This window comes from Armatimonadota bacterium (genome assembly GCA_031081675.1).
Classification (GTDB): domain Bacteria; phylum Sysuimicrobiota; class Sysuimicrobiia; order Sysuimicrobiales; family Kaftiobacteriaceae; genus Calidihabitans; species Calidihabitans tengchongensis.
Genome location: JAVHLZ010000010.1, coordinates 14772 through 35765 on the forward strand (window position 1 = coordinate 14772; position 20994 = coordinate 35765).

At 72.9% G+C, this 20994-nt stretch carries 21 protein-coding genes and 1 riboswitch; of the genes, 1 reads left to right on the forward strand and 20 read right to left on the reverse strand.

What is annotated here, in order from left to right; genetic code table 11:
- Positions 1–2: 2 nt before the first annotated feature.
- Genes purR through ispE form a run of 3 tightly spaced genes read right to left on the reverse strand, consistent with a single transcriptional unit; the run spans position 3 to position 2490 of the window.
- A complete protein-coding gene (gene purR / locus RB150_05310; GenBank protein ID MDQ7819950.1) occupies positions 3–848 on the reverse strand; it encodes a pur operon repressor in 846 nt (281 codons plus the stop codon).
- A 6-nt stretch (positions 849–854) separates the two neighbouring features.
- Positions 855–1640: a nucleotidyltransferase family protein gene (locus tag RB150_05315; GenBank protein ID MDQ7819951.1), complete on the reverse strand. Its 786-nt coding sequence runs from the start codon at positions 1638–1640 to the stop codon at positions 855–857.
- Positions 1624–2490, reverse strand: coding sequence for a 4-(cytidine 5'-diphospho)-2-C-methyl-D-erythritol kinase (ispE, locus tag RB150_05320; GenBank protein MDQ7819952.1), 867 nt, complete (start codon positions 2488–2490; stop codon positions 1624–1626). The genes RB150_05315 and ispE overlap by 17 nt, the downstream gene beginning before the upstream one ends.
- A gap of 396 nt (positions 2491–2886) precedes the next feature.
- Here ispE and RB150_05325 point away from each other — a divergent pair, with 396 nt between their 5' ends.
- Positions 2887–4176, forward strand: a complete 1290-nt coding sequence (locus RB150_05325; GenBank protein MDQ7819953.1) for an LCP family protein — start codon at positions 2887–2889, stop codon at positions 4174–4176.
- 36 nt (positions 4177–4212) lie between these two features.
- Here the strand turns inward: RB150_05325 and RB150_05330 are convergent, their stop codons facing one another.
- From RB150_05330 to RB150_05410, 17 genes are all read right to left on the reverse strand, one after another.
- Positions 4213–5442 carry a PLP-dependent aminotransferase family protein gene (locus RB150_05330; protein ID MDQ7819954.1) on the reverse strand — a complete coding sequence of 410 codons (1230 nt, stop codon included), beginning with the start codon at positions 5440–5442 and terminating at the stop codon, positions 4213–4215.
- Positions 5439–6335: a 16S rRNA (adenine(1518)-N(6)/adenine(1519)-N(6))-dimethyltransferase RsmA gene (gene rsmA, locus RB150_05335; protein ID MDQ7819955.1), complete on the reverse strand. Its 897-nt coding sequence runs from the start codon at positions 6333–6335 to the stop codon at positions 5439–5441. The genes RB150_05330 and rsmA overlap by 4 nt, the downstream gene beginning before the upstream one ends.
- A 130-nt stretch (positions 6336–6465) precedes the next feature.
- Positions 6466–7482: a ubiquitin-like domain-containing protein gene (locus RB150_05340; GenBank protein ID MDQ7819956.1), complete on the reverse strand. Its 1017-nt coding sequence runs from the start codon at positions 7480–7482 to the stop codon at positions 6466–6468.
- Between the two features lie 216 nt (positions 7483–7698).
- Positions 7699–8103: a methylmalonyl-CoA epimerase gene (mce, locus tag RB150_05345; GenBank protein MDQ7819957.1), complete on the reverse strand. Its 405-nt coding sequence runs from the start codon at positions 8101–8103 to the stop codon at positions 7699–7701.
- A 29-nt stretch (positions 8104–8132) separates the two neighbouring features.
- Complete coding sequence (gene meaB, locus RB150_05350; GenBank protein ID MDQ7819958.1) at positions 8133–9083, reverse strand: methylmalonyl Co-A mutase-associated GTPase MeaB; 951 nt, start codon at positions 9081–9083, stop codon at positions 8133–8135.
- 64 nt (positions 9084–9147) lie between these two features.
- Positions 9148–10800 (reverse strand): methylmalonyl-CoA mutase family protein, encoded by a 1653-nt coding sequence (locus RB150_05355; GenBank protein ID MDQ7819959.1) that lies wholly within the window; start codon positions 10798–10800, stop codon positions 9148–9150.
- A gap of 33 nt (positions 10801–10833) precedes the next feature.
- Positions 10834–11373 (reverse strand): biotin/lipoyl-containing protein, encoded by a 540-nt coding sequence (locus RB150_05360; protein MDQ7819960.1) that lies wholly within the window; start codon positions 11371–11373, stop codon positions 10834–10836.
- A gap of 25 nt (positions 11374–11398) precedes the next feature.
- Positions 11399–12877 (reverse strand): biotin carboxylase N-terminal domain-containing protein, encoded by a 1479-nt coding sequence (locus RB150_05365; GenBank protein MDQ7819961.1) that lies wholly within the window; start codon positions 12875–12877, stop codon positions 11399–11401.
- A gap of 34 nt (positions 12878–12911) precedes the next feature.
- On the reverse strand, positions 12912–13463 hold the full coding sequence (locus RB150_05370; GenBank protein ID MDQ7819962.1) for a GNAT family N-acetyltransferase: 552 nt from the start codon (positions 13461–13463) through the stop codon (positions 12912–12914).
- Between the two features lie 141 nt (positions 13464–13604).
- Complete coding sequence (locus tag RB150_05375; GenBank protein ID MDQ7819963.1) at positions 13605–15149, reverse strand: carboxyl transferase domain-containing protein; 1545 nt, start codon at positions 15147–15149, stop codon at positions 13605–13607.
- A gap of 87 nt (positions 15150–15236) precedes the next feature.
- Positions 15237–16289 carry a hypothetical protein gene (locus tag RB150_05380; protein ID MDQ7819964.1) on the reverse strand — a complete coding sequence of 351 codons (1053 nt, stop codon included), beginning with the start codon at positions 16287–16289 and terminating at the stop codon, positions 15237–15239.
- 93 nt (positions 16290–16382) lie between these two features.
- Positions 16383–16901 (reverse strand): GerMN domain-containing protein, encoded by a 519-nt coding sequence (locus RB150_05385; GenBank protein MDQ7819965.1) that lies wholly within the window; start codon positions 16899–16901, stop codon positions 16383–16385.
- A gap of 123 nt (positions 16902–17024) precedes the next feature.
- On the reverse strand, positions 17025–17336 hold the full coding sequence (locus RB150_05390; protein ID MDQ7819966.1) for a MoaD/ThiS family protein: 312 nt from the start codon (positions 17334–17336) through the stop codon (positions 17025–17027).
- 32 nt (positions 17337–17368) lie between these two features.
- Positions 17369–18598, reverse strand: a complete 1230-nt coding sequence (gene thrC / locus RB150_05395; protein ID MDQ7819967.1) for a threonine synthase — start codon at positions 18596–18598, stop codon at positions 17369–17371.
- On the reverse strand, positions 18595–19512 hold the full coding sequence (gene thrB, locus RB150_05400; protein ID MDQ7819968.1) for a homoserine kinase: 918 nt from the start codon (positions 19510–19512) through the stop codon (positions 18595–18597). Before thrB ends, thrC begins: the two co-directional genes overlap by 4 nt.
- Positions 19513–19568: 56 nt before the next feature.
- Positions 19569–19677, reverse strand: a riboswitch (SAM riboswitch).
- Positions 19678–19696: 19 nt separating this feature from the next.
- Positions 19697–20620 carry a hypothetical protein gene (locus RB150_05405; protein MDQ7819969.1) on the reverse strand — a complete coding sequence of 308 codons (924 nt, stop codon included), beginning with the start codon at positions 20618–20620 and terminating at the stop codon, positions 19697–19699.
- Between the two features lie 179 nt (positions 20621–20799).
- On the reverse strand, positions 20800–20994 hold a 195-nt coding region (locus tag RB150_05410), incomplete at its 5' end, for a tyrosine-type recombinase/integrase (protein ID MDQ7819970.1).

Sequence of the window (20994 nt, forward strand, 5' to 3'; positions counted from 1 at the left end):
GGCTACGGCGGTCCCGCCCGGACCCACCGGCTGGGAGAGACCAGCACCTCCCCGCCGGGGCCGGCGCCGGCGAACTCGATGAGGGAGACGTAGCGGTCCACCATCTTCGGGCGGGGCACGGCGGCTTCCACCAGCACCCCCACGCCCACCACCTCGGCCCGGACCTCGCGCATCAGGTCGTGGACCCCCCGCGCGGTTCCCCCACCGCGCAGGAAGTCGTCCACGAACAGGACCCGCGCGCCCGGCGGGACCGCCCGCAGGGGCAAGGTCATGGACTGCACCAGGCGGGACGAACCCGACACGTAGTTCACGCTGACCGCCGGCCCGTCGGTGACGTGCGCCCCCCGGCGGGCGATCACCAGGGGGACATCGAACGCGCGGGCCACCATCAGGGCCAGCGGAATGCCCTTGACCTCCATGGTCAGGACCACATCCGGCCGGGAGTCCTCGAAGAAGCCCGCCAGTGCCTCGCCCAGGGCGGCGGCGTACCGCGGCGTGGCCACAATGTCGGCCGTGTAGAGGAACCCTCCCGGCAGCAGGCGGGAGGGGTCCCGCAGCCGCTGGCAGACCTCCTCCACCAGGGCCCGCACCGCCTCCTTCCCCCGCCACGGGACGTACCGGACCCCTCCCGCGGCGCCCGGCAGCGTCTCCACCGTGCCCAGCTGGAACCGTTCCAGCGCGGCGCGCATGAACGCCAGGTCCTCGCTGATGGTGGACTTGGCGGCATCCAGCATCTCTCCGAAGGCACCCAGGGAAAACAGCCGGCGGGGAGCGTGGAACAGGTGGTGGGCCATCACCACCATCCTCTCCCCCCGGCGCAGGCGGCCGCGGCGGGCGCGGCGGGTCACGGCCGCCTACCCTCCCGTCCGATCCAGCGCCCGGGTGATCAGGGCGAGGTTGTGGGGCTTGCCGGCGTCCACATCCAGCGCCACCTCCGGCCGCTGCATGATGACCGCGCGGGCGGCAATCCCGGCGAGGTCGGCCACCCGGTCCATCATCTCGGCGATGGTCAGCCGGCCCGAGGCGAACTTCAGGACCACGGACCACCCGAACGCCTGCGCCAGCAGCCAGGGCTTCTTGCGGGCCGCCAGGAGGCGCTCCACCAGCGGCCGCACCCGTTCGATCACCTGGGGCCGCACCAGCATGAGGCTGCCGCCGGTGAAGGTCCCGTCCGCCACCGTCACGTAGGTTTTCTGGGCGCCCGGGAAAACCCGTTCCATCGCCTCCCGCGGCACGATGGCGTAGTGGAAGTCGGCGGGAGACGCCCGGCAGGCGGCCAGGAACTCCTCCAGCGCCTCGGGGGTGAGCAGCGGGATGTCGGAGGCCACCACCAGGACCGGCTCCTCCGACCCCAGCGCCCGCAGGGCGGCCACCACGTTCGCCATCAGCGACCCGCTGTCGGGCACGTGCAGGACCCCCGCGGGCAGCCAGGGGCGCACGTCCGGAGGGCCCGCCACCGCGATGCGCGCAATGGCGGCGCTGGCCCGCAGGGCATCCAGGACGTGGGCCAGCAGTGGACGGCCCCCCACCGGCAGGAAGGCTTTGTTGGGCAGGTCCGGGGGCAGGCCCGGTTCCGCCCCGCCTCCGGCCAGGACGATGGCGTCCGTCTGGGGGTGGGGTCCGTCAGCGGGCTTCGGCAAAGGTCCGGGTGACGATGACATCCACGTCGGGCACAGCGGCCAGGTCGTCGGCCACCTTGCGGGCGGCCGCCTCGTTCGCCATCAGCCCGTAGACGGTGGGCCCGGTTCCGGACAGCGCCGCGCCGTAGGCCTCTCCGGAGAGGATGATGCGCTTGATCTCCCGGATCACCGGGTACGCCGGCCCCACCACGTCCTCGAACACGTTGCACAGCAGCCGGCCGACCCGGCGCACGTCCTCCTGGCGCAGGGCCTCCACCATCGCCCGCGTGTCCGGACGGGCCGTGACGGCGGCCGCGCGCAGCTGGCGGTACGCCCACTCGGTGGCCACGGGGATCTGCGGGCGGCCCAGGACCACCCAGGTGGAGGGCAGGGGGGGCAGGGGCTCCAGGATCTCGCCGCGTCCCCGGGCCAGCGCCGCCCCGCCCTCCAGGAAGAAGGGCACGTCCGACCCCAGGCGGACGGCCAGGGCGGACAGGGCGCGGCCGTCCAGGCGCAACTTCCACATCTGCGCCAGCCCCAGCAGCGTCACCGCCGCGTCGGCGCTGCCCCCGCCCAGGCCCGCGGCTGCGGGGATGCGCTTGATGAGTTCGATCTGCACGCCGCGATCCACCCGGAACGTCTCCCGCACCAGCTGGGCGGCCCGCACCACCAGGTTGCGGTGGTCGGAGGGGACATCCCCGTCGTGCACCACCACGTCCACGCCCTCCCCCGCTTCCCGCAGGATCAGGACGTCGTGGAGGGCGATGGTGTGCAGGACGGTCTCCACGTCGTGGTATCCGTCGCTGCGTTCGCCCAGCACGTCCAGGGTCAGGTTGATCTTGGCATAGGCGTGCAGCCGCAGTTCCTTCACCGGCCTCCCTCCTTCCCCCGGCGGTCGCGCCGCCGGCGCGGTCCGCGATCCTCGGGGCGGGCAGGGACTGCGCGGCAGGCAGAGGGCGGCAGGAACCAGGAGAGGATGGCCGGACCGTGAGCGCGCACACCACCCGCGCCGGCGCCGGCCCGCGGGAGCCGGGCAACCGCCGACACGGAGACACTGGCAGCGCCGATGGAACTGTCCTCCTGCCCGAGGCCCGATCTGTCTGAGGGTGGGGTTAGGTGCGGGCCCCGCAAACTCCTCCGGGCCGGGCGGGCGCGTTGCCCGTGTGCCGGGAATGTCCTATCATGAGGTGTGCTGCAGGTCCGTGCGGGCTCCGGGAACGGCTCCGGAGCCCGCACCGCGCGGTGGCGACGGCTGCCGCTTCGGGCCATGGAGAGACATCCCGTTCGCCCCTCTTCCCCTCCGCCTCGCCCGCCCTCCGCGGCGCCCGGATGGTGGCGGTACGCCCGGTGGGCGGCCCTGGGCCTGCCGGCGGTCCTGGCCGGCCTGGTGGTGGGTCTGCTCCTGGCCGCCACCGGGCCTCAGGGACCGCTGGGGGGTGCGGCGGTGAGCCCTCCCCGGCACAGCCCGGTCGCCTGGCCGGCGCGCCTGGCGCGGCGCACCACGGTCCTGGTGATCGGGGTGGACGTCACGCTGGACACCCGCCGGCAGATCGTGCCGGTGGCGCGTTCGGACACTCTGATGCTGGTGGGATTCGACCCGTTGCGGCGGCGCGTCAGCGTGCTGTCCATTCCCCGGGATACCCTGGTCACCATCCCCGGCGTGGGGGAGGCCAAGATCAATGCGGCCTACGCCTTCGGAGGACCGGCCCTGACCATCCGCACCGTCGAGGAGTTCCTGGGGGTGCCGGTCCACTACTACGTGAAGCTGGGACCGCAGTCCTTTGCCCGGCTCATCGACGCCCTCGGGGGCATCGAGGTGGACGTGGAGAAAGACATGACCTACACCGATCGGTGGGCCGGGCTGTACATCAACCTGCGCCGCGGCCGCCAGCGCCTGAGCGGAGAGCAGGCCATGCACTACATCCGCTTCCGCCACGACCCTGAGGGGGACATCGGTCGCGTCCGCCGGCAGCAGCAGGTACTGCGGGCCATCATCGACCACCTCCGCTCGCCGCGGGCGCTGGGCGCCGCCCCGCGGCTGGTGCAGGCCGCCTCGCGCTACACCCAGACCAACCTCTCCCTGCGGGAACTGGTGGCCCTGGGCCTGTTCGCCCTCCGCCTCCCCCCCGACGCCCTTCACACCGCCACCGTGCCGGGTCAGGTGGGACCGGTGTACGTCTTCCACGACCCCGCGGCGACCCGGGCGCTGGTGGCGGAGATGTTCCTGGGAGTGGACCCCCGGGTGCTGGCGGCGACGACGGTGGAGGTCCTCAACGCCAGCGGGCTGCCGGGGCTGGCCCGGGATACCGCCGCGCGCCTGGAGCGTCTGGGCTTCCGCGTGGTGCGCGTGGGAACGGCGCCTCCCGCGGCCCGCACCGAGATCGTGGACCGCTCGAACCATCCCGAGGTGGCGCAGGCGCTGGCGGATCTGCTGGGTCCCGGGATCGTGACCCGTCAGGAGTCCGGTCGCCCGGACATCACCGTGGTGGTCGCCCGGGACCTGGCCCCGGCCATCCGCCGGGCGGCCCGGGTGGACCGGCACGTCTTTCGCCCCTAGCCCGTCGCCACCCTGGCCGCGCTCTGCGCCCGGCTCTCAGGCGCCTCCGGGCCGGGCGGCCGGCAGGTGGCGGCGGACCACCCGGGCCAGGCGCTCGATTCCTTCCCGGATCTGGTCCTCGGATGGGAAGGAGAAGTTCAGCCGCATGGCCGTTCGACCGCCGCCGTCCACGTGGAAGCCGCTGCCCGCGACGTAGGCCACTCCTTCGTCGGTGATGGCCGCAGGCAGCAGGGCCTCGGTGTCCACGCCCTCGGGCAGCTGGACCCACACGAACAGCCCTCCCGCCGGACGGGTCCACCGCACCCCGGGGGGCATCCGGGCGGCCAGCGCGTGCAGCATGGCGTCGCGTTTGCGGCGATAACGGTCTATGAGGTGGGGGATCCGCGCGTAGATGTGCCCGGCGGCGCAGAACTCCGCGGCCACCATCTGGGTCAGGGACGGGCAGCACAGGTCCATCCCCTGTTTGGCCGTGACGCACTGGCGCACCACCTCGCCGGCGGCGGCCAGCCAGCCGATGCGCAGCCCCGGGCAGAGGGTCTTGCTGAAGGTGGACAGGTAGATGACCCGGCCGTCGGCGTCCAGCGCCGCCAGGGGCGGCGGGGCCTCTCCCTCGTAGCGCAGCTCCCGGTAGGGGTTGTCCTCCACCACCAGGGTGTCCCACTCCCGGGCCAGCTCCAGCAGGCGCCGCCGCCGGTCCGGCGCCAGGGTGGCCCCGGAGGGGTTCTGGAAGTCCGGCACCACGTAGATGAACTTGGGCCGCCGCCCCTGCGCCCGCAGCCGGGCCAGGGCCTGCTCGAGCAGGTCGACGCGCAGGCCCTCGTCGTCCTGAGGCACCCCCACCATCTCGGCGCGGTAACTGCGGAACACCTGCAGGGCGGCCATATACGAGGGGATCTCGACCACCACCACGTCGCCGGGATCCAGCAGGATCCGCCCCAGGATGTCCAGCCCCTGCTGGGAGCCGGTGGTCACCAGGACCTGGTCGGGGGAGGCGCGGATGCCGTCCTTGGCCATCCACCTGGCCAGCTCGCCGCGCAGCCGGGGGTCGCCCTCGGTGGGGCCGTACTGGAGGGCCACGGCCGCGTTCTGGACCAGCACCCGCGCCGTGATCTCCCGGAGCTCCTCCACCGGGAATGTCGCGGGATCGGGCAGTCCCCCGGCGAACGAGATCAGGTCGCGGCGCCGGGTGAGGGTCAGCAGTTCGCGGATCAGCGACCGGGTCATCGCCCGGGCCGCCGCCGAGTAGTGCGAGGCGTAGTCCGTCACCGGCGTTCCCTCCCCACCGCCTCTTCCCCGACCGTCTCAGCCACGGCCCGGGCCAGGGCGGCGAACTCTTCCAGGGTCAGCGTCTCCCCCCGCCGCCCGGGGTCGATCCCCGCCCGGACGCAGGCGGCCGCCGCGGCGGCGGGGGCCAGACCCAGGGCGGCGGCCACCGCGTTCCGCACCGTCTTGCGGCGCTGGGCAAAGGCGGCGCGCACCACCCGCATGAACGCGTCTTCCTCTCCGGTCTGCCAGGGCGGACGGTCATGGGGGTCCAGCCGCACGACCGCCGACTCCACCTCGGGAGGGGGGAAAAACGCCCCGGGAGGCAGCCGCCGCACCACGGTGACGGCCGCCCGAGCCTGCACCAGCACCGACAGCAGCCCGTAGTCCGGGCGTCCCGGCCGGGCCGCCATCCGTTCGGCCACCTCGCGCTGCACCGTCAGGACCAGCCGGCGGATGCGCAGGGACGGATCCAGCAGCCTCACCACCAGGGGAGAGGCGATGCGGTAGGGCAGGTTGGCCACGACTTTGCGCACGCCCTCTTCCGGCAGCAGGGCGGCCAGATCGACCGCCATGGCGTCGGCGTGGACCACCCGGACGTGGGGGTAGGGCGCCACCACCGCTCGCAGGGCCGGCAGGACCGCCGGGTCGACTTCCACGGCCACCACGGATCCCGCGCGCTCCGCCAGAGCCGCGGTCAGCGTGCCGACCCCCGCCCCGATCTCCAGCACCGCGTCGCGGCGGTCGAGGTCGGCGGCCTGGAGGATCGCCCTCAGGGCGGCGGCGCTGACCAGGAAGTGCTGGCCCAGGCGCTTGCGGGGGTGGATCCCGAACTGGCGGAGAAGGCGAACCGTGCCGGCCGGGGTGGCCAGTGAGGCCGGATCGAGGACGGCCATCGATTCCATACTAGAAAGGGAAGAGGGAAAAGGGAAGAAGGAAGAGGGAAAAGCAAAAAGTCGAGGAGAGGGGAGGCGGAGAACATGCCGAGCTGGTCTTTCCCTCTTCCCTCTTCCCTCTTCCCTCTTTCTACCGCGCTCCTCGGTCCAGCACGTACACGCGCACCCGGCGCACGCCGAACCGGCGGGCTTCCCGGGTGGTGTCGAAGCCCAGGTCGATGCGCAATCCCTTGATGCGGCCGCCCACGTCCCCGGCCACCGCGTAGCCGTACCCTTCGATGAACAGCTGGCTGCCCAGGGGGATCACCCGCGGATCCACCGCCACCACCCCGTAACCGGCCCGCATGCCGGTGGACGTGATGCCGTCCACGCCGGGACAGCAGAACGGCGCGTAGGCGGTGGCCAGCATCTCCAGCACCTCGTGTCCGGCGAACGGGCCCCGGGAGGCGACGTGCACGACCGTGCCCACCGAGATGATCCGGTCCATCGGCGGCCGCACGACCCGCTCGCCCACCAGCGTGCGGGCCACCACCACGCCGTCGGCCAGGGTCACCCGCCACAGCCGCTCGCGCAGACCCTCGCGGCCCGGCCTGACGACCCGCAGCAGCCCCCGGGGAGCGGCAGCATCGCGCAGGGTGCGGACCTCGTAGGGCACCGCCTGCCGCTCCACCACCAGCCGGTGCTCGATCCGGACGACCCGGACCGTGGCGCCGGCCGCCAGGGGCGCCTCGGGCGCCGGGTATACCTTGTCGGTGGGACGCACCCGCAGGCCCTGGCGGGCCAGCAGCTCGGCGACGGTGCGGGCCGTGGTGCGCACGGGCCGCACGCGACCGTCGGCGACCAGGGTGACGCCGATCGCGGGGCGCACGACGATCGTCATCCCTTCCCCCACCCGGGCGCCGGGAGGCGGCTCCACCTCGTCGGAGGAAGCCACCGACACGCCCGCCTGCTGAAGAACCTCCCGGACCGTGTGCCGGTAGGTGACCATCCGTACCGTGCGATCCGGAGTCCGGACGGTCACCTCCTTGCGCAGCGTCCCGTGGGTCAGGCCGGCGGCGAGGGCGGTCAGCAGCCCGGCGGCCAGGATGACGCCGCTGACGGCGCCGCTGCGCGGCCCCGCCGCCGGGGGGACGGAGAGAACGGTCACGCAGATCTCCTTGTTGTCATGCGACTCACCTCATCCGGCCGCAGGCGCAGGTCGGCCCGGTCGGGTCAGCCAGGCAGAGGGGGGACGGTCAGGACCGGCAGGGTCGAAAGACGCGACCGCGTGGATTATAGCGATAGAGAACACTCAATGCAAGACGGCGCGGCCATTTTTTCAGCCCCGCCGTCCGCAGCTCCCGGACGCTCCGGTGCGGGAGGATCACCGTCCGGGAGGAAGCTCGACCAGCTCGACGAGGATGCCTCCGGTGGTGTCGGGGTGCAGGAACGCGACCTGGCGGTTGCGCGCTCCCATCCGGGGCGCGGGTTCGACAGGGCGGCAGCCGGCGGCTTCGGCCCGGGCGAGGGCCTGCCGGATGTCGGGCACGCGGAACGCCACGTGGTGCAGGCCCGGGCCGCGGCGGGCCACGAATCGCGCCAGGGGACCGGTCTCGTCCAGAGGTTCCAGCAGCTCCAGGTCGGCCGCGCCCCCCGACAGAAAGGCCAGCCTCACGCCCTCGCGGGGGAGATCGTACCGCTCGGTGACCACCAGCCCCAGGGCCGCCTCCAGGAGGGCCGCCGTCTCGGCGAGGTTGCGGACCGCGATGCCCACGTGATCGACGGTCATCTGCTCCCCCCGTGCCCGGGCCGCGCCCCTCACCGGGCGGACCCGATCTGCGCCATCAGGCGCTCGGCGGCGGTGTACGGGTCCATCTCCCCCGCCGCCACCTTCTCGACGAACTCTTCCAGCCGCCGGTCCCCTTCCAGGATCCGCCGGCGGAGGCGGGCTTCGAGGATCCGCAGGATGTCGGCCCGATGCCGCTGCCGCCTCCTGCGCTCCAGCAGTCCGCGGGAGCGCAGGAACTGCCGGTGCTCCTCCAGGGCGGCGCGGACCTCGTCCACCCCCTGCCCGGTGGTCGCCACGGTGAGCAGGACCGGGGGGAACCATCCGTCCCGCGGCCCGGCCATGCCCAGCATCATGCGGATCTCGGTGGCCGTGCGGTCGGCGTCGGGGCGGTCGGCCTTGTTCACCACGAAGACGTCGCCGATCTCCAGGATGCCGGCCTTCAGGGTCTGCACCGCGTCCCCCAGCCCCGGCACCAGGACGATCACCACCGTGTCGGCCGCGCCCACCACGTCCACCTCCGCCTGGCCGGTCCCCACGGTCTCGATGACCACCAGGTCGTAGCCGACGGCGTCCAGGACCTTCGCCACATCCGCCGTGGCCGGCGCCAGACCGCCCAGGCCGCCGCGGGTGGCCATGCTGCGGATGAACACGCCGGGATCGGTGGCGTGATCCTGCATGCGGATGCGATCCCCCAGGACGGCGCCGCCGGTGAAGGGGCTGGTGGGATCCACCGCGGCGACGGCCACCGTCTGGCCCCGGGCCCGCACGCGGCGGATCAGGGCGTCCACCAGGGTGCTCTTGCCGGCCCCCGGCGGGCCGGTGACCCCGATCAGGTGGGCCCGACCCGTGTGCGGATGGAGGATCCGCAGCGCCTCCTGTCCCCGGGGGTCCCCATCCTCGACCAGCGAGATCAGGCGCGCCAGGGCCGGGACGGAGCCGGCGCGGGCCTGCTCCAGCAGGCGCTCGGCGTCTCCGCTCACCGGCCCCACAGATCGCTCCCCCGACGGCGCCCTCGCCGGCCGCGCCCCGTCCACCCCGCGGCCATCACACGACCGCCGCCGGGCGGTACACGCCGAAGATCTGGCGGAGCGCGTCGCAGATCTCCCCGATGGTGGCGTGGGCCCGGACGGCCTCCAGGATGTGGGGCATCAGGTTCTCGGTGCCGGCCGCCGCCTGCCGCAGCCGCTCCAGGGCTCGCCGCACCCGCGCGGCGTCCCGCTCCTGCCGCACCCGGGCCACGGCCGCCTTCTGGCGCTCGATGACCTCGGGAGGCACCCGCAGGAGTCGGGGCCGGCTCGCGGTGTCGGCCTGGAAGCGGTTGACGCCCACCACCACCTGCTCGCCCGCCTCGACGCGCCGGGCCTCCCGGTAGGCCGATTCGGCGATCATGCGCTGCACCATGCCGGTCTCCACCGCCCGCAGCATCCCGCCGGCGTCCTCGATCTGGTCCAGCAGCGCCGCGGCCCGCGCCTCGATCTCGTCGGTCAGAGCCTCGACGTAGTACGACCCGCCCAGGGGGTCCACGGTGTCGGCCACGCCGCTTTCGAAGGCGATGATCTGCTGGGTGCGCAGGGCCAGCAGGGCGGACTCGTCGGTGGGCAGGGCCAGGGCCTCGTCCCGGGCGTTGGTGTGCAGGGACTGGGTGCCCCCCAGGACGGCCGCCAGCGCCTGAAGGGTGACCCGGACCACGTTGTTGTCCGGCTGCTGGGCCGTCAGCGCCGCCCCGGCGGTCTGGGTGTGGAACCGCAGCATCCACGACCGGGGATTCCGGGCGCCCAGGCGCTCCCGCACCAGGCGCGCCCACAGCCGCCGCGCCGCGCGGAACTTGGCCACCTCCTCCAGCAGGTTCATCTGGGCGGCAAAGAAGAACGAGAGGCGGGGCGCGATCCGGTCCACGTCCAGTCCTGCCCTCTGCGCCGCCCGCAGGTAGGTGAGGCCGTCGGCCAGGGTGAACGCCACTTCCTGCACCGCCGTCGCGCCGGCCTCGCGGATGTGGTAGCCGCTCACCGAGATGGGATTCCAGCGGGGCAGGTGCTCGACGCAGTACGCGAAGATGTCGGTCACCAGCCGCAGGGACGGTTCCGGGGGAAAGATGTAGGTCCCCCGGGCGATGTACTCTTTGAGGATGTCGTTCTGGACCGTGCCGTCCAGCGCCGCGGGGGGAATGCCCCGCCGCTCGGCCACCGCCACGTACATGGCCAGGAGCACGGCCGCCGTGGCGTTGATGGTCATGGATGTGGTCACCTGGTCCAGCGGGATCCCGTCCAGCAGCACCTCCATGTCCGCCAGGGAGTCCACGGCGACCCCGACCTTGCCCACTTCCGGTTCGGCCAGCGGGTGGTCCGAGTCGTACCCCATCTGGGTGGGCAGGTCGAAGGCGATGGACAGTCCGGTCTGCCCCTGGGACAGCAGGTAGCGGAAGCGCCGGTTGGATTCCTCGGCGGTCCCGTATCCGGCGTACTGGCGCATGGTCCACAGCCGCCCCCGGTACATGGTGGGATAGATGCCCCGGGTGTAGGGGAACTCGCCTGGAAACCCCAGGTCCCGCAGGTAGTCGGCGCGAACGTCGGCGGGGGTGTACAGCCGGCGGATCGGCAGGCCGTCGGCGGTCTGGGGCTGCCGTTCGGGCTGACCGGCCGTCGCCTCCTCCCACCGCTTCCGCTCGTCCTCGATGCGGCGCACCAGTTCGGCGTCCATGCTCTCGCGCTCCCCTCGGGCCCGCTGGCCCGCTCACTCCCCGGGGTCCAGCGTGACCAGCACCGTCCCCCCGGCCACGTCCTGTCCGGCCGACACGTGCACCGCGCGCACCCGCCCGGATGAGGGCGCGCGGATCTCCATCTGCATCTTCATCGCTTCCATGATCACCACAGCCTGTCCCTGCTCGACGGCGGCCCCGGGCGTCACCTCCACCGCCACCACCAGACCCGGCATGGGCGCGCGGATCTCCCGGGCCGCCGGGGGACCCCCGGTCCGGACGCGGCGGGCCACCGGGAGGTCCGGCTCCACGCGCACCACCGCCCGGTCGGCGCCCACGGTCACCACCCACTCCGCCCCCCGGCGGCGGACCTCCACCACATGGGTGGTGGCGCCGACGGCGAGCCGGAAGTGAGTGCTCCCCAGCAGCGGGCGCAGGTCCACCGCCACCGGGGGAGCACCGTCCACGGAGATCTGGAGGGCCTGCCCCGAGGGCCACGCCGTCACCCGGTGGGTGCGTCCGGCGACGAAGACCAGGAAGGCGCGGGCACTCCCCGGCGCAGCCTCTTCGCTCATGGATGGTGGGGTCCTGGCCGGCCGCTCATGGAGGCGGGGGGCGCAGTCCTTCCTGCCGCGCGGCCTGGATCCAGCGCGCCGCCGCCCCCCGGAGGGGAGCGGGGCCCCGCGGGAAGGCGGCCGCGGCCACCGCGGCCAGGACGGCCACCCGCTCGGCCCCGGGCGAGGAGGGGCGGGCCTCCCACCGCGCCACGAACCCGGTGTCGTGGTGCCCGGAGGCGAAGGCGGGCTCCCGCAGGGCCCACCGGTGAAAGGGCAGGGTGGTGGGGACGCCGGCGATCACGGCCTCGTCCACCGCCCGCCGCAGCCGCCGCAGCGCCTCATCCCGGTCCGCGCCCCACGCGATGATCTTGGCCAGCAGCGGGTCGTAGTGGTGGGACACCTCCATCCCCGCATACACGGCGGCGTCAATCCGGATGCCCGGTCCCCCCGGCAGCCAGACGCCGTCGATGCGCCCGGCCGCGGGCAGGAACCCCTCGTGGGGATCTTCGGCCCCCACCCGGCACTCGATGGCCCACCCGCGGGCGGAGACGTCGGAGCGCACTCCGGCGCGCCCCTCCAGCGCCACCCGCAGCTGTTCGGCCACCAGGTCCACCCCGGTGACCATCTCGGTGACCGGGTGCTCCACCTGCAGGCGGGCGTTCACCTCCAGGAAGTAGATCTCGTCGGCGCCGACCAGGAACTCCACCGTCCCCGCGTTGACATACCCCACAGCCCGGGCCGCGGCGGCGGCGGCCTGCCGCAGGCGCGCCCGCAGGGGCTCGGACAGGGACGGGGCGGGACTTTCCTCGATCAGCTTCTGGTGCCGGCGCTGGACGCTGCAGTCGCGCTCGGGGAAGACGACCACCACCCCGGAGGCATCGGCGAGCACCTGCACCTCCACGTGGCGGGCGCCTTCCACCCACTTCTCCAGGTACACGCGGTCGTCGCCGAAGGCGGTGCGGGCTTCCCCGCGCGCCAGCCGCAGGGTGGCCGCCAGCTGCCCCGGCTCCCGGACCAGGTGGATCCCCTTGCCGCCGCCGCCGGCGGCGGCCTTCACCAGCAGCGGGTAGCCCAACCGCTCCGCCAGGGTCGGGGCGTCCCGGTCGTCCACCGGCCCGGTGCCCGGCAGGACGGGCACGCCCGAACCGGCCATCGCCATCCGCGCGGCGGCCTTGTCTCCGCACAGCTCCAGGACCTGGGGCGGGGGCCCCACGAAACGCACGCCCGCGTGCTGGCAGGCCCGGGCGAAGGCCGCCGACTCGGCGAGAAAGCCGTATCCGGGATGGATGGCGGTGGCGCCCACGCGGCGGGCGGCCTCCAGCAGGGCGTCCAGGTGCAGGTAGCTGTGCTCGGGAGGGTCGCCCGGCAGGGCCACCGCCTCGTCGGCCTGCCAGACGTGGGGAGCGTTCCGATCGGACGGCGAGTAGACGGCGGCCGCCCGCAGCCCCATCTCCCGGCAGGCGCGGATGACGCGCACCGCGATCTCTCCGCGGTTGGCCACCAGGATCGTGGGACGCGTCACAGCGGAACGGGCGCAGAGATGAGCCCGGCGGCCGTCAGAGCTCCTCCTCGTCCTCGTCCTCGCGGCGCAGGCCCGGGCGGTACACCAGCACGTAGCGGGAGATCTGGAAGCTGCAGGCCTCCCAGAAGCGCAGCCCTCGCAGGTTGCCGGCCGACACCGACGCGTGCACGTCCTGGCAGCCGCGCTCCCGCAGGAAGGCGATCACGGCTTCGGCCATCCGGCGCCCGTAGCCTTCCCGACGATACTCGGGGTACACGTAGAATTCGGCGATCATCCCCTGCAGGCGGTGGCGGTCGGCGACCTGCGGGGTGACGATGGCCACCGCGAAGCCCACCCGCCGGCCGTCGGCCACCCCCCACCAGATGTGCCGGTGCCGGCCCTGCTCGGAGAAGATGTGCTTGAGGTAGGCGTCCAGCCACTCGTCGGTGGGCGCCTCCCCGGCCACCTCCTCCCGGTACCGCCGGAGCCAGTCGCGGAACCGGCGGTCGTCCGGCGAGACGTACTCCAGCGTCACCGTCGCCGATGACGCCGGCCGCACGGGGTCCGCAGGTCGGGACGTCTCACGTCGGGACGCCGGTTCGCTCATCTCGGGGATCCGAGCAGGAAATTCCGCGCGCCCGCCCCGGCTCCTGCTGGGGGAGGGACGAAGGAAGAGGGAAGAAGGAAGAGGGATGAGGGAGGAGGATGAGATCTCCCTTTTCCCTCTTCCCTCTTCCCTTTTCCCTATTCACAGCGGCAGATTGTCGTGCTTCTTGCGCGGCAGGGTCTCGCGCTTGCCCGCCAGGGCCCGCAGGGCCGAGATCAGGCGGGGGCGCGTCCGGCGGGGCTCGATGACATCGTCCAGGTAGCCGCGGGACGCCGCCACGTAGGGCGTGGCGAACTGGGCCCGGTACTCCCGGACCAGCCGGTCCCGGAGCGCCTGGGGGTCGGCGGCCTCGGCCAGCTCGCGGCGGAAGATGATCTCGATGGCCGCCTCGGGCCCCATCACCGCGATCTCGGCGGTGGGCCACGCCAGGTTCACATCGCCCCGGATGTGCTTGCTGGACATGACGTCGTAGGCGCCGCCGTACGCCTTGCGGGTGATCACGGACAGCTTGGGGACCGTCGCCTCGCAGTAGGCGAACAGCAGCTTGGCGCCGTGGCGGATGATGCCCCCGTGCTCCTGCTCCACCCCCGGCAGGAAGCCCGGCACATCCACGAAGCTCACCAGGGGAATGTTGAACGCGTCACAGAACCGGATGAAGCGCGCCCCCTTCACCGACGCGTTGATGTCGAGGACGCCGGCCAGGACCTGGGGCTGCTGGGCCACCACGCCGACGGTGCGGCCGTCCAGGCGGGCCAGGCCCGTGATCAGGTTGGGGGCGAATCCGGCCGCCACCTCCAGAAACGTCCCGGCGTCCACCACCCGGGTGATCACCTCGCGCATGTCGTAGGGCCGCACCGGGTCGTCGGGCACGATGTCGTCCAGGGCCGGGTCCTCCCGGGCCGGATCGTCCCCGGTGTCCACCACCGGGGGGTCGTCCAGGTTGTTCTGGGGCAGGTAGGAGAGCAGGCGGCGGATCAGCTCCAGGCAGGCGGGATCGTCGTCCACCACAAAGTGGGCGACCCCGCTGCGGGTGGCGTGCACGTCGGCGCCGCCCAGCTCCTCAAAGCCCACCTCCTCCCGGGTCACCGCCTTCACCACCTGGGGGCCGGTCACGAACATGTAGCTGGTGCCCCGCACCATGATCACGAAATCGGTGATGGCCGGCGAGTACACGGCTCCCCCGGCGCAGGGTCCCATGATGGCCGAGATCTGCGGGATCACGCCCGAGGCCAGGGTGTTGCGCAGGAAGATCTCGGCGTAGCCGCCCAGGCTGGCCACGCCCTCCTGGATGCGGGCCCCGCCGGAGTCGTTGAGGCCGATGAGCGGTGCCCCCGCCCGGAGGGCCATATCCATCACCTTCACGATTTTGCGGGCGTGGCCCTCGCCCAGCGATCCCCCCAGAACCGTGAAGTCCTGGGAGAACACGAACACCAGCCGGCCGTCGATGGTCCCGTAGCCGGTGACCACGCCGTCGGCGGGCGCCTCCACGCGGTCCAGCCCGAACTCGCGCCCGTGGGGAGTGACGAACATGTCCAGCTCGGTGAAGCTGCCGGGGTCCAGCAGCAGGTCCAGGCGCTCGCGCGCGGTCAGCTTGCCGGCCTCGTGCTGGCGGGCGACCCGCTGGGGGCCTCCCATGGCCAGGATCCGTTCGCGGCGGCGGCGCAGGTCCTCGATCCTCTCGCTCATCGCCGTCCTCCCTCGTCAGGCGCGCGACGCCCCGCGCGGCTGCGCGCGCTCCCGCACACCGCGGGGCGGGAACGCGGGGTCCAGCCGTCAGCTCCGCAGGGGGCGGATGGCGATGATGCCGTGCTTGAAGACCAGTTCGCGGCCGCCGGCGTGCTCCACCAGGAGGCTGTACGTCCCGAAATCCCTGACCACCGCCTGGGGGATCTCATAACCGTCGCGGCAGCGGATGTGCACGGGCGTGCCCGCGGCGACCAGCTGGCGGAGGAACTCATCCTCCATGGACCCCCGCCCCGCCCGCGGGGGCTCCCGCGACTCGACCGCCGCGCCGCCCGGCCGCTCCGGGCGGATCTGGGCAACGTCCACCGCGTCCGCCGGCTCCTCCTCCCCCTCGGACCCCAGGGCGGGCATCTGGCGCTGGGGCTCCCGCAGCCTCCGGTACTGAGCCCGCATGGACTCCAGCTCTTCCCGGCGATCTCTCATCCCCCACCCCCGTCGCTGCGACCGCTCTCCCTCCCGGGCCACGGCATCCAGGGTCGCCGCAATCACCGCCTCGGTGTCGCGACCGTCCACCAGCGCCACCCCGGCATAGCGCCGGCCCTCCCCGGCTCCGGCCACAGCCACCGTCACCAGGATCGCTTCCCCGTCCGGCACGACCACCGGCGTCACCGCTTCCAGGGTGGCCCGGCGGCCCGCGTCCAGGGCGGGCCGCAGCGCGTCCAGGGTGGCCAGGGCCACCGCCCGCAGGCGGCTGGTCCGATCCGGCAGGGCCCGGGCGCGCCCGATCAGGGGTCCGCCCTCTCCCCGCCGCAGTTCCACGGTGACCCGCACGCCGTCCGGCTGCAGGACCTCCTCCACCCGGTGGATCCTCCAGGAAGGCGCCGCGGACGGGTGGAGGCGGGCCACCCGGATCCGCCACCCGTCCACGGCCAGGGAGTAGCGGGACATCAGGGCGGCCGCCACCGCCCGGCGGACCGCCGACTCTTCCCGGTCACCCGATGCCGTCACGTAGATGGCGTCGATCTCCCCGGCATCGGTGGCCACCACCCGGGCCGCCGTGATCCCCTCCAGGCTCTCCAGCAGAGCCTCCAGGTCCTCCGCAAAGACCTCCCCGGATGTCGCGCTCGCCCTTCGGGTGGCCATGGTGTGCATGGGGAAATTCCGTGCGGTGCTGGACATTCCTGCGGGCCGGATCGGCCGGGCCGCACCCCTCCGATGGCATCCGGAGGCGGGCCTTTAGAATTCGGGCAGCGACGGCGGCCGGGACAGCGGCCGGTCGATCAGCACCCCCTCTCCGCCCAGGGCCTCGCGCGCCTGGCCGTCGATCAGCAGCCGCACCCTCGGGACCGTGGGGATCTGGGTGGCGGTGTAGACGATCTGCCACAGCCGGCCCAGCATGCTGGCGGTGCCGCCCCCGGAGGCCACCTCGCCGCTGAGATCCACCACGACCATGCCATCCTCGATCCGCAGGCCGCGCAGGCGCGTGCCGGACGGGATCGCCGTGGTCAGGCCCCGGGCCCGCTCGTCGGCGGTGGGGCCGGACAGGAGGGCCTGTAGGGCGCCCCGCAGGCGGGCGTGGGCGCTCCGCCCCCGCACCCGCCGGGACACGTCCTGGAGGGTGTCGCCGCCGTCGCTGGCGCGGATGAAGTACACGGCCACCGTGGTCTCCGACCGCGCCAGCCACCACCATACGACCCCGGCCCCGACGATGGCGGCCAGCGCCGCGGCCACCCCCGCCCGGACGCGCCGACTCATCCCACCCCTACGTTATCGCTGCGGACCGCCAATCCCTCCGTGCCCCGGACACGCCACGGCGGGCGCGTGGGGGTGCGAGGCCTCGGGCGGCTCCTCTCCGCGGGGGCCGCCGCGCCGGGGCGATCAGGTCCGATCGCCGATCCCGGATCTCCGCGGCGTGCCCTCGCCGCCGGCCATGGCCGGGATGATGGAGACCTCCGCGTCGTCGTCGAGGGGAGTCTGCAGGCCCTGCAGAAGGCGGACGTCCTGGTCGTTGACGAAGATGGTGACAAAGCTGTGGATGCGTCCGTCGCCATCCACTAGGCGTGCCTTCAGTCCCGGAAACCGGCGCTCCAGATCGTCCACCAGGTCGGCCACCGTGGCCCCATGGGCCTCCACCACCCGCTGGTCGCTGACCAGCCGGCGCAGAGGTGTCGGAATCCGCACCGTCGCCATCCCATCCCTCCCCGATCCGCCCGGCGGCCGGATCAGCCCGTCAGGCTGGCCGCCGCGCGCTCGAACTCCCGCAGGCTGGGCGCAATCCGCAGCGGGGGTGCCACCGCGTCCGCGATCGCCTCGGCGGTCTTCAACCCCGCGCCGGTGATGTAGGCCACCACCAGCTGGTCGGGGCCGATGACCCCCTGGCGCGCCAGGGACCGCAGGGCGGCCACCGTCACCCCGCCGGCGGTCTCGGCGAACATCCCTTCGGTTCGGGCCAGCAGCTGCATCCCGTCCACAGCCTCCTCGTCCGAGACGGCGACGATGGCGCCGCCGGTGTCCCGGGCCACCCGCAGGGCGTACCGGCCGTCGGCGGGAGAGCCGATGGCCAGAGACCGCACGATGGTCTGGGGCCGGACGGGCCGCACCTCGTGGGAGCGGGAGGAAAACGCCTCCGCCACCGGCGCGCAGCCCGCCGCCTGCGCGCCGTGCACCCGGGTCGGGACGGCGGGCAGCAGCCCCACCCGGTGCAGCTCCGCGAGGCCCTTGTGGATCTTGACCATCAGGCTGCCCGACGCCACCGGCACCACCACGTGGTCGGGCGCCCGCCACCCCAGCTGCTCGGCCACCTCGTAGCCCAGGGTCTTGCCCCCTTCGGCGTAGTACGGGCGCAGGTTCACGTTGACGAACGCCCACCGGTGCTGATCGGCGATCTCGGCGCACAGGCGGTTCACGTCGTCGTAGGTGCCGTCCACTTCCACCAGCGTCGCCCCATAGGCCGGGGCTGCCAGAACCTTGGCCCGCTCCAGCCCCCGGGGGATGAACACCCAGGCCCGCAGTCCCGCCCGCGCGGCGTGGGCGGCCACCGCGTGGGCCAGGTTGCCCGTGGAGGCGCACGCCACCACCTGGTAGCCGAAGCGCAGCGCTGCGGCGATGGCCACGGCCACCACCCGGTCCTTGAAGGACCACGTGGGGTTGACGGTGTCGTTCTTGATGTACAGGCGCTCCAGGCCCAGCTCCCGCCCCAGGCGCGTCGCCCGTACCAGCGGCGTCCAGCCCGGAGCCAGGTCCACCTCGGGGACGCGGGAGGCGGGCAGGAGGGCCTGGTACCGCCAGATGGACGAGGGGCCGGAGGCGATCTCCTCGCGAAGGGGCCGGCGCGTCAGGGCGTCGTAGTCGTACACCACCTCCAGGGGGCCGACGCAGTTCTCACAGACGTAGATCGGTCCCGCCGCATACTCGGCTCCGCACTCCCGGCACCGCAGCCTCTGCGCGATCATCCGTCCGCCTCCTGGGCCATCACGGTCGCCCCCTGTGTGTCCACGTCCACCTGCCGGTATGCCGCCCGGTGACCGCAGTCCGCAAACGCCCGCATCATGGCGCGCCCCACGCGCTCGGCGGCCTCCCGCGGCGCCACCGCCAGGACCGCCGGCCCGCTGCCGCACACCGCCGCGCCCCACGCCCCCGCCCCGCGCGCCGCCTCCCGTGCCTCGGCGGCTCCCGGGGCGAGCTCCGCCCGGTAGGGCTGGTGCAACCGGTCCTCCATCGCCGACGCCAGCAGCTCGGTGCGCCCTGTCAGCAGGGCGGCCACCAGCCACGCCGCCCGGCCCACGTTGTACACCGCATCGCGGAACGGTACCGCCGCCGGCAGCACCGCCCGCGCGCGCTCGGTGGCCACCGGGTAGTCGGGAATGGCCACCACCAGCGCCGCGTCCCACGCCGGGACAAACCGCGTCCAGCGCAGGCGGCCGTCGGCGCCGTCGGCCAGGACCGCCCCGCCCAGCAGCGCCGGCGCCACGTTGTCGGGGTGTCCCTCCATGCGCCAGGCCAGGTCCAGCAGCCCCGCACGGTCCAGCGGCTCTCCCAGAATCGCGTTGGCGGCCACGGCGCCGCCGACGATGGCGGCCGCGCTGCTGCCCAGCCCGCGCCCCGGGGGAATCGCATTCTCGCACCGCAGCGCAAACGCCGCCCGGCGGCCCGCCGCCTCGGCCACCGCCACCGCCGCCCGGTAGACCAGGTTGGTGGCGTCGGCGGGCAGGACACCGGCGCCCTCGCCCACCACCTCCACCACGGGGGTGTCGGCCAGGCGGGCGCGCACCACGTTGTGCAGCGTCACCGCCACGCCCAGGACGTCAAACGCCGGCCCGACGTTGGCGATGGTCGCCGGCACCCGCACGGTCACCGCGCCGCGCATCCCCTGGCTCCCGACAACAAAAACCCCCTCCCAATTCCTGGAGGGGTGGCATCCCTCTCTTATCTCTCGGAATTGGTTCCGCGGGAGTTGGCACCTTGCGGCGCCGGAAGCGCCGCAGGTTGCCGGGGGTCATCGGGCCCGTCCCTCGCCCACTCTGGATAAGAGCGCCTATGCAATTTGCTCTCTATATAGCACGCGGCCTGGGGGGCGTCAAGTAGACGGATGAACCTACCGCGCACGCATCGCCGACTCCCGCCACCCCCAGGGCGTCCGCCAGCGCCTGGTCCAGCCTGACCTGGCCTGCCGGAATCTCTGCCTCACCTCCCGGGCCTTCGGCTGCAACTGCACGACCGTCCGCCTCTGGGTCCGGCGCTACTGTCGGGGTGGTTGGAAGGCTCTGGTCGGCCGCCAGCGGCCGGGACATGCCCCACCCCGCAAGACCCCGCCAGCCATCGAGCACGAGGTCGTCCGCCTGCGCCGCCGGCTCCAGCGCCATGTTGGGCGGCCGGTTCGTGGTGGGCACCACGACGGATGCCACGAGCCAATCCTCAATTCTCTCGGTCTGGAGTGTCCAGCCGTTACCATCGCTCTGCAGCCGGGAACGAATCTTCTTGAGCGAGTCCTCGCAAGAAACACGAACTCGCTCTGGCTCCGGCAAGAGGACAACCCACCCCAACTCGGCTCGGGTGGCAATGCCTCCTTCTCGATAGAGACGCACGAGCCTCAGATCGTTCTGGAGCTCAACGGGCGTGATCCCGGTTTTCAGTTCCGCGATCCAGTACTCGCCGGGTGCACTTGAGGGCCTAACTGACAGGTCGGCGGATATGTACGTTGCCCTTGCTTTCCTGCCTCGAAGCCCTGGAACGTCCTTCGATTGGACTCTCTTGGGAGCGGGGATGTCCTGCCCCTCCGCAAAGAACCCGTTCGTCAGAACGACCCGAGCGTCGCCGGATTCCAGGAGCTGATAATTCAGTTCGACGAGAAGCCAGTTCTCAAAATTCTTAATGCGGCCTTGCAGGTTAGCCTGACTCCGCCACCGTCGCAGCACTGGCAGCCCCTTTTTCAGGACGGCCAACAGGTGTGGCTGCAGCCAAGAATCAGTGATCATCGTGTCTTTGATGCGTGCGAGTCTTGTCCGCCTAACTCGTGTTTACACAGACCAGTCTAACACCCCGCTCTTGTCAGCCTGACACGACGGGGCCAGACGCCCGGGCCCCCGGCGGTAACGCGTCCTCTCTGAATTCCCTCATCCCGCCCCGGCCTCCGGTCAGTCTAGCACCCTCAAGATCAGCAGGACTCAACCGGGGTGCAGCCGTCCATCGGGCTCCGGACGCCCTTTCCGCCGCGGTTCAGCACGTAAGTGTAACTCATCGTGGTCTTCACGTCCTTGTGTCCGAGCAGCTCCTGGACCGTCCGGATATCGTATCCGTCTTCCAGGAGGTGTGTGGCGAACGAATGCCTGAAGGTGTGGCACGAGGGGGG

Excerpts from the sequence above, each read along its gene's own strand:
- RB150_05370 (MDQ7819962.1), bottom strand. The coding sequence starts at position 13,463 with ATGAGCGAACCGGCGTCCCGACGTGAGACGTCCCGACCTGCGGACCCC.
- RB150_05390 (MDQ7819966.1), bottom strand. The coding sequence starts at position 17,336 with ATGGCGACGGTGCGGATTCCGACACCTCTGCGCCGGCTGGTCAGCGAC.
- RB150_05380 (MDQ7819964.1), bottom strand. The coding sequence starts at position 16,289 with ATGGCCACCCGAAGGGCGAGCGCGACATCCGGGGAGGTCTTTGCGGAG.
- thrB (MDQ7819968.1), bottom strand. The coding sequence starts at position 19,512 with ATGCGCGGCGCGGTGACCGTGCGGGTGCCGGCGACCATCGCCAACGTC.
- thrC (MDQ7819967.1), bottom strand. The coding sequence starts at position 18,598 with ATGATCGCGCAGAGGCTGCGGTGCCGGGAGTGCGGAGCCGAGTATGCG.
- RB150_05375 (MDQ7819963.1), bottom strand. The coding sequence starts at position 15,149 with ATGAGCGAGAGGATCGAGGACCTGCGCCGCCGCCGCGAACGGATCCTG.
- rsmA (MDQ7819955.1), bottom strand. The coding sequence starts at position 6,335 with ATGGCCGTCCTCGATCCGGCCTCACTGGCCACCCCGGCCGGCACGGTT.
- RB150_05360 (MDQ7819960.1), bottom strand. The coding sequence starts at position 11,373 with ATGAGCGAAGAGGCTGCGCCGGGGAGTGCCCGCGCCTTCCTGGTCTTC.
- RB150_05385 (MDQ7819965.1), bottom strand. The coding sequence starts at position 16,901 with ATGAGTCGGCGCGTCCGGGCGGGGGTGGCCGCGGCGCTGGCCGCCATC.
- RB150_05355 (MDQ7819959.1), bottom strand. The coding sequence starts at position 10,800 with ATGGACGCCGAACTGGTGCGCCGCATCGAGGACGAGCGGAAGCGGTGG.
- RB150_05405 (MDQ7819969.1), bottom strand. The coding sequence starts at position 20,620 with ATGATCACTGATTCTTGGCTGCAGCCACACCTGTTGGCCGTCCTGAAA.
- RB150_05325 (MDQ7819953.1), top strand. The coding sequence starts at position 2,887 with ATGGAGAGACATCCCGTTCGCCCCTCTTCCCCTCCGCCTCGCCCGCCC.
- mce (MDQ7819957.1), bottom strand. The coding sequence starts at position 8,103 with ATGACCGTCGATCACGTGGGCATCGCGGTCCGCAACCTCGCCGAGACG.